The following is a 14910-nucleotide window of genomic DNA, read 5'->3' as shown; positions in this document are numbered from 1 at the left end:
TTAGCAGCCGTAATCCTGCCTTTAATTCCGGTTTTGGTAAGGAATCCAAATAATCACGCAGTATCTCAGATGCATCTGCCCGGACACCACTGTTTCTCCATGCCCCGGAATCCCGAGAGAGTACTTCAAGTGTTGTGCTGTAATCAGAGGTATCTGTCCTTGTGTCACCATATTCCCGCTTGTGGCGTATAAGTATCGTGCCATCTGGATTGAGTATTTCAATGAAATGTGCCCTGATACCTACCCATACTTTCTCACCATGATTTTCCGGTTTTGTAGAATAGAAATGTTTACCTTCCATACAGATTTTTCCATACCCGTCACACTTAAATTCATCATATCTGCATACATTGAAGCGTTTTGATGGCAGGGAAGAGAAATGACGTTTGTCCTCTTCAAATAGTTCCGCAATGACCTCTCCATTTTTGTAGTGCATTTCAGCAGCTTTCTTCAAATGTTCATCCAGAAGCTGTTTATTATAGCTGACCATATCGTGGTAATGGGGAATCGGGACAAAAATATTTCTTCGTATCGTACCTACTTTGTTTTCCACGTTCCCTTTTTCCCATCCTGATTTTGGATTACAAAAACGAATCCGAAAACCATAGTGGGCACGAAACCGGGAAAATAATTCCGTTTCCACAACTTTATCATGGATCTTACGGCCTACATCGGTTGCATTGTCAAAGACCAGTTCTTCCGGTACACCGCCTATGTATTCGAAAATATCCTGTAGACCCTGGCATACGCATTCCGCAGTCTCGCCACCAAATACCTGTGCATATCCATCATTACTGTATGGAAATGAAAGGACAAGATATTTTCTTCGTCTGCAGATATTTTCCTCATAAAAATCTGCTTCCCCAAAATCGACTTGTGCAAATCCTGGAAGCCATACGAGTTCCTGCGTTGCTTTCTGCTGTCTGTCTTTCCGGATCCCATGGACATATTTGCGGATCGTGTCATAGCTTCCGGTATATTCCTCCTCTGCTACAAGCCGGTCATAGATCCGTTTTGCGGTATGATGTTGTTTGCTCCAATGATTTTTATCTTCTTCTATCCAATCATGAATAAGCGGTTTGTACGGATCGAGGATAGATTTTCGAATTTTTCGTTTAGGAGGTTCTTCTGAAAAGTCCTCCTTTGCAAGATATTTTTCAATTGTTTTGTGGTCAGCCCCTGTTTTTCTATGAATTTCAGAAACATTGTATCCACATTTACTCAAATCTCTGATATGATTGATTTGGGACATTTTGAGCATCTTCCTTTCCTCCTTTGAATAGATTGGTCTCTACCAAAGGATAACGGTATTGGTTAAGTGGTTCAAGATGTCCTGCTTTGTTGTGGGAAATTCCCAATCCGATATTTGGGAATTTTACTTTCCGATTTGAGGTACTTTTATTTTACTATATACAGAAGGAAAAGGCACAGGTCATGAAAATTGATTTGTGTCTTTTTTCATAAGGAGGTGAGGAGCTTGGCACAGATTTTTCGTGTGGAGAGAACTAAGAATTATACGGTAATGAGTAATCACCATTTCAAGAATAAGAATCTGACATTGAAAGCGAAAGGCTTATTGTCGCTGATGTTAAGCCTACCAGACGATTGGAATTATAACATGCAGGGACTGGCAACATTGAGCAGAGATGGAATTGATTCTGTTCGTTCCGCAATTAAGGAATTAGAGCATCATGGATATGTGGAACGTCACAGATTGCGTAACGAATATGGCTTTTATGGAGATACCGAATATATTATCCGGGAAGTTCCATTAGGAGAAGAAAATGATTGAATGGAGATGAGAAGAGCCTAAAGGTGGATAGTCCAATTTGGGACAAGAATGCAAGTGTAGCCCTGGATCAGACGGAGCAGGCAGAGAACGAAAAGAAGCTCCGCACCATTTATGGTGAAAAGCATAGCCGATTTCAGGAACTGGAGGCACTCATCCAGGAGAAGAATGACACGAGGGAAATTCTCACGAACTTCATCAACAAGCTGGAAGATTTGACGGGAGAGCAGACAGAATTCCGGGAAGAACTGTGGGGCGGTTTGGTGGATCACATCCGCATCGATGAGAAAAGCAGCACGGTAGTCTTCCGGGGAGGGATTGAGATTACTATTTAATATGTAGAAACACGAACCGAAAGGGGCATCTGGCAGTTTGCGATCATCGCACCCATGCCCGATCCTCTGGCGGGGGCTATGGAAGGGGCTATTCCCGATGGGGTATATCATGTAACCGCGGACGGCAACGCAGACTATTCGGCAGACGCAGACGGTCAGTACATGGTTTTGAAATTCTGGAGCTACGAGACCTTTGATAAGGATGCCGTCAATCAGATGAAGGTTGGAGATGTCCTGCTCCTGCGGGGAGAGCCACGAAGGATTGATGCACTGAAGCGCAGCGAGAACAGCCTCGGGGAAACCACCTGTGCGGATATCAACGGCGACATGGCAGAAGATGGCATCACGCTGGCATATGACTACGAGGAAAACTGCTTTCGGGAAGAAGCTGAAAACGATGCCTACGTTCTGTACAGCGTGGGGTCCCGGAAGGTAAAGCTGGCGGCGGATTTCTTGTATGCCGATCATTCCTCGGTGGCAAATCCCGGAGACCCGGAGCCGGAATGGGCCAGAGGCGATGCTGCTGCCTTCCCGGATTATATCGCAGGCAGAGAGCTGTATGGCAATAATTCCTACGCCCAGATTCGCGGCGGAGGACTTGCTGAGTTGAACATCGAGTAGGTGCCGTAAATAGAAAATGTGATTCAGGTCATCCCCGGAATATCATCTTCTGATCAGATGGTATTCCGGGGATTTTTGCGTTTTGGAATGCGTGCTCACAAAACAACACAACTGCATATCCTGCTGAACAAATGTCTTTGTAACCCCTCATGAATGAGGGGTGGGGCGTTGAAGTGTCGGAGACACTTTTTTGTATCGTTAATATTGAACAACAAGGATGAAAACTTGCTGTGATTCGTTTTCATGACATATTGACTTCCTAACGAATATTAGGTATAATATTCCTAACGATTATTAGGGATATGAAGATTGGAGAAAAGAAATGGAAAAGATAAAAACAAAGGACAGAATTCTTTTCGCAGCGCTTGATTTGTTTTCTGAAAAGGGATATGACCAGACATCCATTGATTTAGTTGCAGAAGCTGTGGGAATAAAAGGTCCATCCATATACGCACATTATAAGGGAAAGGAAGATATTCTCGATTCCCTGATTGCCATGATGGAACATAAATATGACGAGAATTTCGGAAATAGCTCTCATTTGGATAAGATTCCGGAGTCACTGGATGAATTCAAGGAAGATTGTCTGAGACGAGTTGGATTCACAATGAAGGATCCGCAGATACAAAAGGTCAGAAGATTTTGTACAAAGGAGCAGTATAGAAATGAAAAGATTGCGGCACTTACATCAAAGCACCAGCTGACCGGAAATCAGGAAATGTATGCTCTGATGTTAGAAAAAATGATGGAAAAGAATTTGATTCGCAGGTTTGATGCCAATCTGCTTGCTCTGGAAATCGTAGCACCGGTAACAGTGATGATAGAGATTGCAGACCGGGAGCCTGACAGGACGGACGAAATGTGGACGCAGATAGGTGTGCATCTGTCACATTTTGTTGAAATTTATGGGATGAAGTAAGTTGATCGTACAAACCATCACCAGTGAACAGATGAATGACAGAAAATTACGGAATGTGTAAAAGCAAATATAGGCATTGTGTAGATGAAAATGAAAAGATATTATGACACCACTTTATGCAATTTCAGCAGTATGTTTTTGGGTAACCGCACTGTAAAAAAGCAATTTCCCATTTAAGGAAGGAGATGCGTTCATGATTGGAATCTATTTTAGCGGAACTGGAAATACAAAACATTGTGTCGAAAAGTTAGTCAAACTGTTGGACGCGTCTGCTCAGAGTTTTCCGTTAGAACATACAGAGATGATTCAAATATTGACAAAGCATGACATCATTGTGCTGGGCTACCCGACGCAGTTTTCCAATGCCCCTATCATAGTGCGTGATTTTATTAAAAATCATTCTTCTCTATGGAATGGGAAAAAGGTCTTTTGCGTCAATACGATGGGGCTTTTCAGCGGTGATGGAACAGGATGTACGGCTCGAATTTTAAGAAAACGCGGGGCGACAATACTCGGCGGTTTGCAGATCAAAATGCCGGATTCCGTCTGCGACAGCAAACTGCTGAAGAAAACGCCAGAGGAAAACCGGGAGATCGTCCGTCAGGCCGACCAAAAGATAGAAGCTGCCGCACGGCAGATCAAGCAAGGAAACTACCCCCAGGACGGGCTGTCCTTCTTTTCCCACCTGAAGGGACTTTTTGGACAGCGGCTGTGGTTTTACGGCAAGACGGCGGGATACACAGACAAGCTGAAAATCAGCGAAAAATGCGTGGGCTGCGGGCTGTGCGTCTCTTTATGCCCCACGAAAAATCTCTCCCTGCGAGACGGGAAAGCCACCGCGGAAGACCGGTGTACCATGTGTTACCGCTGTATCAGCCGCTGCCCCCAAAAGGCCATCACGCTGCTCGGGGACGAGGTAATAGAGCAGTGCCGGTTTGAAAAATACGGCTCTGAGGAGTGAAAGTGCATGAGGGCGGAAAGCGGCTTATGGATAGAAAAATTGGGATGTCGATGCGTTTTCGGATGAGGGCAATGAAAAGCCGGTGTGTTTGCAATTTCAAGAGACGAGTGGCTCACCGGAGAATCAAAATTTGCGAGGATATGAAAATGGAGTATAGAACACTATCCGTGGATGAAGCAGAACAATTCTGGAGTTTGATGAACCAATTGGATTACTATATGGCAAGGGTAAGATAAATTCTCGTTTACACGACAATGACTTACGATATAAGCAGGTACAGAATAAAATGATAAATGCGCCCCGATGGATAAGGAAGGAGTATATGAAAATGATCGTTTCGGAAAAAGAGCTTTGTAAATCGAACGAAGCGGACTCGTCTTCCTCGGAAAGACTTGGAAAGGCGATAATCGCGCTTCTTGTTATTGCGGCTGTGCTGATTGCAGCCCTTGCGGGAGCGTGGACCATGTTCGGCACCCAGCTCACGGCGGCCATGACCATCGAGAAGCTGGATGATCATCTGTGGAGTATGGAATATAAGGGAGACTATGGCTTCGATGGCTTTCTGGGGCAGGGCGGGGCAAAAAGCGACGCCGAGATGGGAGACTGCATCGCCTCATTCCTCTCTCACGGCTTCTGGAAGCCGGACACCTCCACCGCCGGGGGAAACTACGGCTGCTCCACCGTCGCGGTGACAAGTCCCGACGGTGCGGCCCTCTTTGGCCGCAACTTCGACTGGGAAGAATGTGACAAAATGCTGGTACATACCATCCCCAAGAATGGCTATGAGTCCATCGCCACCTGCAATTTGGACTTCCTGGGCTTTGGGGAGGACTGGAAGCCCGATGGAAGCATGGGCGATAAGTTCATGGCGCTGGCTTCCGTCTACGCTATCCTGGACGGCATGAACGAAAAGGGCCTGTGCGTGGCTGATCTCATGGTGAGCCACGAGGAGGGTGTCGACCAGAATACCGATAAGCCCGACATTACCATTGTCTCCGGTCTGCGGATGCTGCTGGACAAGGCGGCGAATGTAGAGGAAGCGTTGGAATTGCTTTCGCAGTATGATATGCACTTTTCCCTGGGCCGCGCCCAGCACTTCTCCCTCTCCGACGCTGCCGGGCGGAGCGTGGCGGTGGAGTGGCAAAACGGCGAGATGGTAGTGACCGACACTCCGGTGGTGACCAACTTCTATCTCCACGGGGACGACGGCACCTCCGGCAACGGTCAGTCCTATGTGCGTTTTAACACGCTCACCCAGCGGCGGAATGCGGCAAAGGGTGTAATGACCGCCGAGGACGTTCGCGCCGCCCTGGCGGCTGTGGCGCAGAGCAACTTCCCCGGCGAGAACGGCGGAGAGAAAACCTGCTGGAGCTGCGTCTATGACCAGCCGGAAATCGTAAACCGGATGATCGAACAGCTGGCTCAGCGGGCGAAGTGTCTGGAGGTTTGATTTTACGAAATCAGTGACTGAAAAGAGAAGGTGTAAGCGAATGTGGAGTTACATAGCGGGGGGAGTATTCCTTGCCCTGGCAATGTATTTCATTGTCCAGGGGATACGATGCGGTGCGGCGGTGAGGGAAAGTAAAAATCGTCTTGCCGCTTACAATGCCCAGACGGCGGCATTAAGCTACGGCGAAATAACCTATGTCGATTCGGGTGAGGGCGAGGTGATTTTATCCGTCCACGGCATTTTCGGCGGCTATGACCAGGCTTATGACACCTGTAAGGACTTTTGCTCCGACTATCGGATCATCGCTCCCTCACGGTTCGGATACCTGGGAAGCGACGTTTCCGGCGACGGAACGCCCGCCAGTCAGGCGGCGGCCTATGTGGAGCTGCTGGACAAGCTGGGCATTGACAAGGTGCACCTTCTGGCCACATCGGCAGGCGGCAGCGTCGCGATCCGATTTGCCCTTGATTATCCCCAGCGCACGAAGGGCCTGATTTTATACTGCTCCGCCATGCCGCCTGTGGAGAAGCCGGAGAAATATGCCGAATATGCCGGACCGCCCCCGTTCCTGTGCAACGATTACGTCATGTTCCTGTTAAGCCCTATGTTTGAGCCGATCATGGGGATGGAGCAGTCCACCATTTACAGTATGCTACCCATAAACGACAGAAAAGTCGACGTGATACTGGACGCTTCCGTTACCAACCCCGATATGGCGAGGGACTTTGGGGAGTATCCGATTGAGGATTTACAGGTCCCCACGCTGATTTTCCACGCAAAGGACGATAAGCTGGCAAGCTACATCGAAACGGAGAGGGCGGTAGCAAGATTCCCAAATTGCACGTTCATTTCCTTTGAAAGTGGCGGGCATTTGCTGACAGGACACGCAGAGGAAATCAAAGAAGCGGTTTCCGATTTTGTGGAAGACAGATCGCATTGACAGAACTTCTTTTGGCACATTGCCGGGGAATGGGACAGGAGGCTCAAAATGAAAATGAAACGGAAAGACAGAATCGTACTGAAAACCGCCGGGGCAATGCTTGTGCTGCTGTTGTTCTTTTTCGCGCAAGGAGCAATCGTGGTGATCACGGGAATAGAGGGCATTCCCTCCGCGCTGATCAGGGGTGCTGTAATCTGGGGGCTTGTGATTATCACATTGGCGAATTCCATCATCCGATACAAAGGAATCTTAAAGCTGGGATTTCGCAGTGCGGAAAAAGGGGCAGCGAAGAGAATGCTCTATTTTTCGCCGCTTTTGCTCATTGCCCTTTCCCCTTTTACGGCGGGAATAAACTTTAACGGTGGTGCGGCATTGATTTTAGCAAACTTGTTTTTGACGCTTGGAATCGGTATGGCGGAGGAAATCTTCTTTCGGGGCATCATCTGCGGCCTGTGGTTGGAACGCGGCGTACCGGGAATACAAGCGGCATACATTCCGCTATCTTGGGCGGCGATAAAGGATGGTGTATAACCATATTGATTGGACAGATTTTGTTGTAGAGTAAAGGCAACACCTCACAAAGCCGTCAGGCGATCTTTGCGCAGTGGTGTCTTAAAAGAAAAAGGGAGTGAAAATTTATGCGTGACTTTATGATGGCGGCGCTGCCGCTGGTGGTGGCCGGGATCGCTTGGCTGTGTTCTTCGCCGGACTGGCAGAAAAGAAAAGGAAGCAGGAAAAGAAAAACGGCTATGAGGCCATGGGGATGAGCCTGGGGATGTGCTTCGGGGCCGCCGTTGGCACCATTTTCCCGGAGTACATCGGCGTCACCCTGTCTATGGGGATGCTCGTCGGACTGCTGGTCGGTATGTGCGTAAAAAAATTGTGAGGAGGATACCAATGAATTTTTGCCAAAAGGAGGATTGGAGGGCAGCCGTATGGGTTCTTTGCTGAAATCAACGAGGAATACGAGAGCGCTGCCCACGGGAACCTTGCGGTATATCAGAAGCGATTATCCGGGGTGCCTTTCGGATGAAGAAGTCAGCTGGCTGCGAAAAAATGGCGTTACTACAATCATTGACCTGCGAGATAAGACTGAATATGCAGAAAAGCCATGCAGACTTGAGACGGAAAGCGGGTTTACCTACTATCATCTGCCTGTTACCGGGGGCGGAGCCGTACCAGAATCTCCGGATTCTGTTGCCGATGCTTATGTCAAGATGATAGATGGACAGATGGAGCGGATCATTTGTGCCATTGTGAAGGCGGAAAGCAATGTGCTGTACTTTTGCGGCGCGGGAAAAGACAGAACCGGCGTGGTTTCCGCGATCCTGCTGAAACAGCTCGGATTCAGCGACAGCGTGATCATCGAGGATTACATGAAAACGAAGGACAACCTGTTGGACTTCCTGAAAGCGTTCGCTGCGGAGCATCCGGAGGTAAACATTCATACCATTCTCCCAAGAGAGGAGAATATAAAAAAGGTTTTGGCTGCCCTTTCCCAAATCGAGGAGAAAGCGCAAAGCGTTTTTACCGGAGAAGCGGATATATAGAAACGAAATATCGGATCAAACCTGGAGGTATATAAGTGAATATGGAGAAAAATGCACCGTTTATGATTACGCAGGCGCGGCCGGAGGACGCCGCCGCCCTGCTGGACTATTTGAAATGCGTCGGCGGAGAGACGGACAATCTCAGCTTCGGCCCGGAGGGCGTACCGCTGGATGTAGAGGCGGAAACGCAGTATCTGGCCGCGCAGGTCGCTTCAAAGGACAATGTGCAGTATCTTGCCTGGGCGGACGGTCAAATCATCGGAGATGCCAGTTTGAACCGCAAGCCGAGGCGCATGAGCCATCGGGGCGAGTTCGGGATCAGCGTGCGAAAAGCCTATTGGGGCTACGGGGCCGCCTCCGCGCTCATGGAAGCCGTTCTTGCGTTTGCTGTGGAAAACGGCTTTGAGCAGATCAATCTGGAGGTCCGAAGCGACAATCTCCGCGCCATCCGGCTCTATGAGAAGTTCGGCTTCCGCAAGCTGTGTACCTTCCCGGCCTTCTTTAAGCTGAACGGGCAGTACATTGACTTTGATCTGATGAACCGGGACATGCGCTAAGCAGTCATGAGTAAGATTTTTTGAAAGAGGAGAAAATGAAATGAAAAAAATATTGAATAAACTTTTCATCATAGCAAGTTTAGGTTTGATCGCAGCGGGTGCAATCTTTCTGTGCGTCAGCATTTTTGACGGAAATGAGACCACGACACCATTGGCAATCGCATTGGCGTGCATATTGCTGTCAAACCTTTTTAATGTGATTCGGATGAATATGGATAAGAAATAGCAACTTGATCATGTTCAATCAAACCAAATCTGAATCCTGAAAGGAAACCATTATGAAACAGCAAAAATTTTTCGTTATTGTTATAACCGTCTGTGCCCTCCTGCTATCTCTGGCCGGGTGCGCATCCAGCTCCGCCTTTGACGGCAGCAGCGCAAAGAACGCGGATTCCTACCACTTGGATGTCAAAATCATGAACGGCACGGACACCCACACCCTGGAGCTGAAGCAGGGTGATACGCTCAAGATTTTATTCGAGACGGTGAAAGGGGCGCTGGAGATGAAGATTACGTCACCGGACGGAACATCGCTCTATCAGGGAGACGGAACCGTGACGGAATTTACCGTGGAGGCTCCTGTGGACGGTCCCTACGCAATCGTCGTTGCGGGGCAGAATGCAAAGGGCAGGATCCACGTTGATGTGGAAAAAGTGCCTGCGAGTACGGAACCGGCGGAGACACCGGAGCCGTCGAATTCCACTGTGGAAGAAGAAATCCTTCCCGCTGAGGCTCCTACCAGGGAAACGACGGACACCTCCGTTTCCATCGCGCCACCGGTGCAGGAGCATAATAATCCGGATGCCGTGACGGCGGAACCGGTACATATTCGCTGAGTGGCGATATTCTCTCCGCCGACATGACCAATGACTTTGACCAAAGCTCCATGAAAATGGAGTTTACGGCTGGGAAAACGGATGACGGGACTTTCCTGTACACAGAATATAAGGGGCTCTTGCTTTGCTGGTCGCAGGGCGAGGGCGAAACAGGAAAGGGTGGAGATGATGAAGCTGAGTCGGGTTATCCGGGAGCGGATGTGGTAGAGCTTGTGAATCTCCGCGGCGACACGACAACGGTATATAAATTAGCGGACGGCACCTATATGGATCGTATTGAACGCCGTTTTATCTATAACGGTACGGATACTTGGACTGACGAGGACGGAGTGGAGTGGAAGTTGTAAGTTTTGAAAATGTAAATATCACATATCCTGAACATACACATATTGAGCCGTGTGTGATATCAGGTGTCAAATTTTTCGAAATTATAAGCGTGAAAAGATGAGAGGAGTTGGTTGATGGATGAAAAAAGATCATGCAAAAAAGCGATATATTGGAAAGATAATCGTGGCGTTTCTATTTGGAGCTGCAATCATGGCATTCATAAGATATATATCTTATGGGGGCATGAACTCCGGAACACAGGTAAATAATGAAGAATTTCTGAAAGTTGCAGAGGAAATCGATGATATTGCGATACCGGAAAATGTAAAGATATTCGCTCTTGGAGAGGCGACCCACGGAAATAAAGAATTTCAGGAATTAAAGCTTGATATGTTTAGAAAAATGGTAGAGGAATATAACTGTAAGGCCTTTGCCTTAGAAGCAGATTATGGTGGATGCTTATTGGTAAATCAATATATACACGGTGAGGGAAAAAATACGGAAGATGATGCAGTGGAAGCACTTGCTTTTCATATTTACCAGACGGATGAAATGAGGGCATTGATTCGCTATATGGCAGATTATAATAAACAGGCAAAACCGGAAGAGATGTTAAGCTTTTATGGGTTTGATATGCAAAACTCCGACTTGGATCAAAAATGTGTAGATGAAGCATTTTCAGAACTTAAGATGCAGTATACCGATATGGAAGATGCTGCGGAAACTTTAAAGAATATACCAGGGATGGAAATGTATGCGCAGGCAGCGAGATGTTATCTGCAAAATCAGGAGCTTAGTAATGCGTCAAATGTAGATTATGCAAAAATAAGGGATCATTATATGGCTGAAAACATCGACTGGATTTATGAGCATGTTCAGAAAGCAAACGAATCTATGCTTATGATTTCGGGGCATAACGGACATGTGGCAAAGAAGAGTACATATACTACATTCATGGGTGAAGAACTGTTTGAAAAATATGGTGATGATTATTTTGTCATTGGCACAGATTTTTACAAAACAGAATGCAATTTGCCTGGAAAAAATGGAAAAAGAATTACGCGAAAATTTTATTCTGCTGATCCTTTGGCAAATACAGCGTATGCCCTTGGGATGGATATGACGTATCTTGATTTTGATAAACTGCAAAAATCAGAAAAAATAAAGAAAATTATCAATCAGAGTATGCTGATGGGATCACTCGGAGAGGGTTATAGCTTTTTGAATAAGATCTTACCAAATAGCTATAGAATCAATGATGTCCCAGCAGAATTATATGACGGAATGATTATTGTGATAAATGCGACACCAACAGATATAAAGCATTAATGAAAAAATATGGAGGGAGGAACAAATGATGATATGATACAGAAAAGGTTTGGCTTGGATATTCCGGTTTTTGTTATTTTGTAGGAAAAGTTAGAAGATATATTAAGCAAGGCTCCCGATTGGTGGGGAACATCTGACAAAGATATATACGATAATCTAATTTTTGTGATGTCTCTTGCTACCGCTGAAATCATTGCGGAGAAAATTGGAGAACCGACAAAAGAATTGGAACAGAAACTTTGAATTTGTGGAGGAAACAAACATGGAAGATAATAAATCAATGACTGTCAAGAAAACGGTAAAATCAGGAATAACTTTTGGAAGAGCATTAGCTATGGTTATTAGTTATACAACGTGGAAGTCTGTCGGCTGGGCGATTTTTCATGGATTACTTAGTTGGGTGTATGTCATATATTTCCTTTTGCGCTATTAAATCGGGATTTCAGGAGGTGTTTTTATGCCACAAATGAATAAGGGAGGAAAATTTATTTTCGGGAAATCACTCATTCGGACGGATGGAACATTGCGGATTCCACCGCAGGCAATGGAAGAATATCACATTGCAGATGAAGGAAAAGTATATCTTTTTACCGGAAGTAAGATTACCGGTGGCTTCTGCGTCACCCGGAAAGGCCTTTTGCATCCGTCAAAACTTGGTCACATTTTGGACGATACTCCACCGTTGCTTGACTACTCAGCAGGTTCTGGCGAATTTATCAAATACAAGGGGCGTTCCTACTGCTGGGTAGAGATTTCACAGGAGGGGCAAATTCTTCTTACGAAGAAAATGATGGATTTTTTGAAGGTGAGACCCGGAATGGAGCTGCTCTCTATCCGCAGTAGCGACATCGCGTTTACGATGGGAGCTAAAGGACCGCTATTGGAAAAAGCAGAAAACTATGATGGTGAAATTCCGCTTTTTTAAGTGTAACAATTTGAATTTGTGGAGGATAACTATTGTGGATAAAGCAGTTATTTATATACATGGAAAAGGTGGTAATGCTGAAGAAGCTATTCATTACAAACCGCTCTTTAGTAATTGTGATGTGATTGGTCTCGACTATACTGCACAGTTCCCATGGGAAGCAAAAGAAGAATTTCCATTACTTTTTAATTCAATTTATAGAAACTACAAGACTGTTGAAGTAATTGCCAATAGCATTGGAGCGTATTTTGCTATCAATGCCTTATCAAATCAGCAAATAGAGAAAGCATATTTTATTTCGCCCGTTGTAGATATGGAAAGGCTTATTGCTGATATGATGATTTGGGCAAATGTTACAGAGGATGAACTCAAAGAGAAAAAAGAAATTCAGACAACCTTTGGAGAGACTCTTTCATGGGATTATCTTTGCTATGCAAGAGAAAATCCTATTATATGGGAAATCCCAACGCACATTTTGTATGGTGAAAAAGATAATCTTACCGCTTATGGAACGATATTTGAATTTGTACAGAGGACTAATTCAACACTTTCTATTATGAAAAATGGAGAGCATTGGTTTCATACGGATGAACAAATGAAATTTCTTGATGAATGGATAATAAAATCTTCCAAATAAATTCAAGTTTACAGAACTGAATTAAAAGAGCTCGAAGGAGCTCTTTTTCCTTTTTTATAATAGTATCATTATGGTATAATAGAGGCATTAAAATCGGAAGTTGGAGGATACACGCATGAAAATTGTAATCATTAATGGAAGTGCCAGAAAAGGAAATACGCTGGCAGCAATCAATGCATTTATAAAAGGAGCGTCAGAAAAGAATAAAATTGAAATCATTGAACCCGACAAACTCAACATTGCACCATGCAAGGGATGTGGTGTCTGTCAATGCTTTAAGGGATGCGTCGATAAGGATGATACAAATTCTACCATTGATAAAATTGCTGCCGCAGATATGATTCTTTTTGCTACACCAGTTTATTGGTGGGGAATGTCAGCACAATTGAAACTTATCATTGATAAGTGCTACTGCCGTGGATTGCAGTTAAAAAACAAAAAAGTTGGCACAATTGTTGTAGGTGGTTCTCCCGTAGGCAGCATCCAGTATGAGCTGATTGATAAGCAGTTTGACTGTATGGCAAAATATCTTTCATGGGATATGCTTTTCAAAAAATCATATTATGCAACAGCCAGAGATGAACTTGAAAAAAATAAGGATTCCATGAACGAACTTGAGTGGATTGGAAAAAATTTATAAAGCACACACCAAATTCCAGTCTTGCACTCTGTTGATGTGCTGATTTTTCTGCACTATACTCCTTCAAAAAGGGGTGTGTTTTTATGGGTAAAGAAATCTATAACATTATCAATGATATGGCAGAGGTACTAAATGCATCACAGATGCAGAAATTGCAAGAAGTTTTAATAAATCGTTTGTCAGAGAATAATACAGTTGACTATTTACAAACCGGTAATGAGGAATTCCTTGATATGTTTTTAACTGCCAAGCATTTAGAAGGATGTTCTGACAAAACGATACGCTATTATAGGTGTAATATTGAGAAGATGCTGGAGTCAATTAACATACCGGTGATAAAGATATCTACCGAAATGTTACGAAAATATCTTGTAGAGTATCAAGCAATAGATAATTGTGGAAAGGTGACTATTGATAATATTCGTAGAAGCCTTTCCACATTCTTTTCTTGGTTGGAGGAAGAAGATTATATAATAAAAAGTCCGATGAAAAGAATTCATAAGGTGAAGACAGCGATTATTGTAAAAGATACTATTTCAGATGAGAAAGTTGAGATTCTTAGGGATAATTGTAATAATTTACGTGATAGGGCAATGATTGATTTCTTGCTTTCGACAGGAATTCGGGTAGGTGAATTGGTAAGATTGAACATTGATGATATAGATTTCTCAGAACGTGAATGTGTTGTTTATGGAAAAGGAGATAAAGAACGTAAAGCTTATTTTGATGCAAAGACAAAGATTCATTTGATAAACTATATCGAATCAAGGACAGATAATAATAGTGCATTATTTGTTTCTCTGAATAAACCACACAATAGACTTACTGAAAGTGGTGTAGAATTACGCTTGCGAGAAATGGGTAAGAAGTTAGGTGTAGAAAAGGTGCATCCACATAAATTCAGGAGAACTATGGCAACTAGAGCAATTGAAAAGGGAATGCCGATAGAACAAGTACAGAAGATACTTGGACATGAACAGATAGATACAACGCTTAGATATGCTATGGTAAATCAGAATAATGTGAAAATGTCCCATAGAAAATATATTTCTTAGTGATTGATAAAAAGAGAAATAAGGGTTATAATTAATTTG

At 44.7% G+C, this 14910-nt stretch carries 21 protein-coding genes; 20 read left to right on the top strand and 1 reads right to left on the bottom strand.

Annotation, left to right across the window (positions count from 1 at the left end):
* Positions 1–1261: IS21 family transposase (gene istA, locus ACTNBF_RS11300; protein WP_441089294.1), on the bottom strand; the 1261-nt coding region annotated here is incomplete at its 3' end.
* A 216-nt stretch (positions 1262–1477) separates the two neighbouring features.
* Between istA and ACTNBF_RS11295 the strand changes: the two genes are divergently transcribed.
* The 20 genes from ACTNBF_RS11295 (at position 1478) to xerA (ending at position 14871) form a co-directional block, all read left to right on the top strand.
* Complete coding sequence (locus ACTNBF_RS11295) at positions 1478–1792, top strand: helix-turn-helix domain-containing protein (RefSeq protein WP_055260427.1); 315 nt, start codon at positions 1478–1480, stop codon at positions 1790–1792.
* A complete protein-coding gene (locus ACTNBF_RS11290; RefSeq protein WP_441089293.1) occupies positions 1789–2124 on the top strand; it encodes a hypothetical protein in 336 nt (111 codons plus the stop codon). The genes ACTNBF_RS11295 and ACTNBF_RS11290 overlap by 4 nt, the downstream gene beginning before the upstream one ends.
* A 54-nt stretch (positions 2125–2178) precedes the next feature.
* Positions 2179–2745 carry a hypothetical protein gene (locus ACTNBF_RS11285; protein ID WP_441089292.1) on the top strand — a complete coding sequence of 189 codons (567 nt, stop codon included), beginning with the start codon at positions 2179–2181 and terminating at the stop codon, positions 2743–2745.
* A 322-nt stretch (positions 2746–3067) separates the two neighbouring features.
* Positions 3068–3664: a TetR/AcrR family transcriptional regulator gene (locus ACTNBF_RS11280; RefSeq protein ID WP_154431767.1), complete on the top strand. Its 597-nt coding sequence runs from the start codon at positions 3068–3070 to the stop codon at positions 3662–3664.
* Between the two features lie 193 nt (positions 3665–3857).
* The gene (locus tag ACTNBF_RS11275) at positions 3858–4625 is read left to right on the top strand and encodes an EFR1 family ferrodoxin (protein ID WP_427806836.1); all 768 of its coding nucleotides are present in this window, start codon (positions 3858–3860) and stop codon (positions 4623–4625) included.
* A 322-nt stretch (positions 4626–4947) separates the two neighbouring features.
* Positions 4948–6075, top strand: a complete 1128-nt coding sequence (locus ACTNBF_RS11270; RefSeq protein WP_441089291.1) for a C45 family autoproteolytic acyltransferase/hydolase — start codon at positions 4948–4950, stop codon at positions 6073–6075.
* A 40-nt stretch (positions 6076–6115) separates the two neighbouring features.
* Positions 6116–7015: an alpha/beta fold hydrolase gene (locus tag ACTNBF_RS11265; protein ID WP_441089290.1), complete on the top strand. Its 900-nt coding sequence runs from the start codon at positions 6116–6118 to the stop codon at positions 7013–7015.
* Between the two features lie 48 nt (positions 7016–7063).
* Complete coding sequence (locus ACTNBF_RS11260; protein ID WP_427819979.1) at positions 7064–7546, top strand: hypothetical protein; 483 nt, start codon at positions 7064–7066, stop codon at positions 7544–7546.
* A 157-nt stretch (positions 7547–7703) separates the two neighbouring features.
* A complete protein-coding gene (locus ACTNBF_RS11255; protein ID WP_441089289.1) occupies positions 7704–7901 on the top strand; it encodes a hypothetical protein in 198 nt (65 codons plus the stop codon).
* A gap of 49 nt (positions 7902–7950) precedes the next feature.
* Positions 7951–8565: a tyrosine-protein phosphatase gene (locus tag ACTNBF_RS11250; protein ID WP_427819981.1), complete on the top strand. Its 615-nt coding sequence runs from the start codon at positions 7951–7953 to the stop codon at positions 8563–8565.
* Between the two features lie 41 nt (positions 8566–8606).
* A complete protein-coding gene (locus ACTNBF_RS11245) occupies positions 8607–9122 on the top strand; it encodes a GNAT family N-acetyltransferase (protein ID WP_427819996.1) in 516 nt (171 codons plus the stop codon).
* A gap of 40 nt (positions 9123–9162) precedes the next feature.
* The gene (locus ACTNBF_RS11240; protein WP_427806826.1) at positions 9163–9348 is read left to right on the top strand and encodes a hypothetical protein; all 186 of its coding nucleotides are present in this window, start codon (positions 9163–9165) and stop codon (positions 9346–9348) included.
* 52 nt (positions 9349–9400) lie between these two features.
* Complete coding sequence (locus ACTNBF_RS11235) at positions 9401–9958, top strand: hypothetical protein (protein WP_441089288.1); 558 nt, start codon at positions 9401–9403, stop codon at positions 9956–9958.
* 50 nt (positions 9959–10008) lie between these two features.
* Positions 10009–10305, top strand: a complete 297-nt coding sequence (locus ACTNBF_RS11230; protein ID WP_441089287.1) for a hypothetical protein — start codon at positions 10009–10011, stop codon at positions 10303–10305.
* 118 nt (positions 10306–10423) lie between these two features.
* Complete coding sequence (locus tag ACTNBF_RS11225; RefSeq protein WP_427806823.1) at positions 10424–11614, top strand: erythromycin esterase family protein; 1191 nt, start codon at positions 10424–10426, stop codon at positions 11612–11614.
* 262 nt (positions 11615–11876) lie between these two features.
* Positions 11877–12047: a hypothetical protein gene (locus tag ACTNBF_RS11220; RefSeq protein WP_441089286.1), complete on the top strand. Its 171-nt coding sequence runs from the start codon at positions 11877–11879 to the stop codon at positions 12045–12047.
* A gap of 24 nt (positions 12048–12071) precedes the next feature.
* On the top strand, positions 12072–12539 hold the full coding sequence (locus tag ACTNBF_RS11215; protein ID WP_005340973.1) for a hypothetical protein: 468 nt from the start codon (positions 12072–12074) through the stop codon (positions 12537–12539).
* Between the two features lie 34 nt (positions 12540–12573).
* On the top strand, positions 12574–13176 hold the full coding sequence (locus ACTNBF_RS11210) for an alpha/beta hydrolase (protein WP_005337276.1): 603 nt from the start codon (positions 12574–12576) through the stop codon (positions 13174–13176).
* A gap of 115 nt (positions 13177–13291) precedes the next feature.
* On the top strand, positions 13292–13816 hold the full coding sequence (locus ACTNBF_RS11205; RefSeq protein ID WP_441025431.1) for a flavodoxin family protein: 525 nt from the start codon (positions 13292–13294) through the stop codon (positions 13814–13816).
* 83 nt (positions 13817–13899) lie between these two features.
* Positions 13900–14871, top strand: a complete 972-nt coding sequence (gene xerA, locus ACTNBF_RS11200; protein ID WP_427819989.1) for a site-specific tyrosine recombinase/integron integrase — start codon at positions 13900–13902, stop codon at positions 14869–14871.
* Positions 14872–14910 lie beyond the last annotated feature (39 nt).

Origin of the sequence: Bariatricus sp. HCP28S3_A4 (assembly GCF_052066395.1) — a bacterium.
Lineage (GTDB): Bacteria > Bacillota > Clostridia > Lachnospirales > Lachnospiraceae > Allocoprococcus.
The sequence above is the reverse complement of the archived record's forward strand: the minus strand, read 5'-3'. Positions and strand labels throughout refer to the sequence as shown.

What these genes read in the sequence shown, in the direction of transcription:
- ACTNBF_RS11280 (WP_154431767.1), top strand. Translation starts at nt 3,068, where the DNA reads ATGGAAAAGATAAAAACAAAGGACAGAATTCTTTTCGCAGCGCTTGAT.
- ACTNBF_RS11270 (WP_441089291.1), top strand. Translation starts at nt 4,948, where the DNA reads ATGAAAATGATCGTTTCGGAAAAAGAGCTTTGTAAATCGAACGAAGCG.
- ACTNBF_RS11245 (WP_427819996.1), top strand. Translation starts at nt 8,607, where the DNA reads ATGGAGAAAAATGCACCGTTTATGATTACGCAGGCGCGGCCGGAGGAC.
- ACTNBF_RS11220 (WP_441089286.1), top strand. Translation starts at nt 11,877, where the DNA reads ATGGAAGATAATAAATCAATGACTGTCAAGAAAACGGTAAAATCAGGA.
- ACTNBF_RS11285 (WP_441089292.1), top strand. Translation starts at nt 2,179, where the DNA reads ATGCCCGATCCTCTGGCGGGGGCTATGGAAGGGGCTATTCCCGATGGG.
- ACTNBF_RS11240 (WP_427806826.1), top strand. Translation starts at nt 9,163, where the DNA reads ATGAAAAAAATATTGAATAAACTTTTCATCATAGCAAGTTTAGGTTTG.
- ACTNBF_RS11205 (WP_441025431.1), top strand. Translation starts at nt 13,292, where the DNA reads ATGAAAATTGTAATCATTAATGGAAGTGCCAGAAAAGGAAATACGCTG.
- ACTNBF_RS11230 (WP_441089287.1), top strand. Translation starts at nt 10,009, where the DNA reads ATGAAAATGGAGTTTACGGCTGGGAAAACGGATGACGGGACTTTCCTG.
- ACTNBF_RS11265 (WP_441089290.1), top strand. Translation starts at nt 6,116, where the DNA reads ATGTGGAGTTACATAGCGGGGGGAGTATTCCTTGCCCTGGCAATGTAT.
- ACTNBF_RS11250 (WP_427819981.1), top strand. Translation starts at nt 7,951, where the DNA reads ATGGGTTCTTTGCTGAAATCAACGAGGAATACGAGAGCGCTGCCCACG.
- xerA (WP_427819989.1), top strand. Translation starts at nt 13,900, where the DNA reads ATGGGTAAAGAAATCTATAACATTATCAATGATATGGCAGAGGTACTA.
- ACTNBF_RS11215 (WP_005340973.1), top strand. Translation starts at nt 12,072, where the DNA reads ATGCCACAAATGAATAAGGGAGGAAAATTTATTTTCGGGAAATCACTC.
- ACTNBF_RS11275 (WP_427806836.1), top strand. Translation starts at nt 3,858, where the DNA reads ATGATTGGAATCTATTTTAGCGGAACTGGAAATACAAAACATTGTGTC.
- ACTNBF_RS11235 (WP_441089288.1), top strand. Translation starts at nt 9,401, where the DNA reads ATGAAACAGCAAAAATTTTTCGTTATTGTTATAACCGTCTGTGCCCTC.
- ACTNBF_RS11260 (WP_427819979.1), top strand. Translation starts at nt 7,064, where the DNA reads ATGAAAATGAAACGGAAAGACAGAATCGTACTGAAAACCGCCGGGGCA.
- ACTNBF_RS11225 (WP_427806823.1), top strand. Translation starts at nt 10,424, where the DNA reads ATGAAAAAAGATCATGCAAAAAAGCGATATATTGGAAAGATAATCGTG.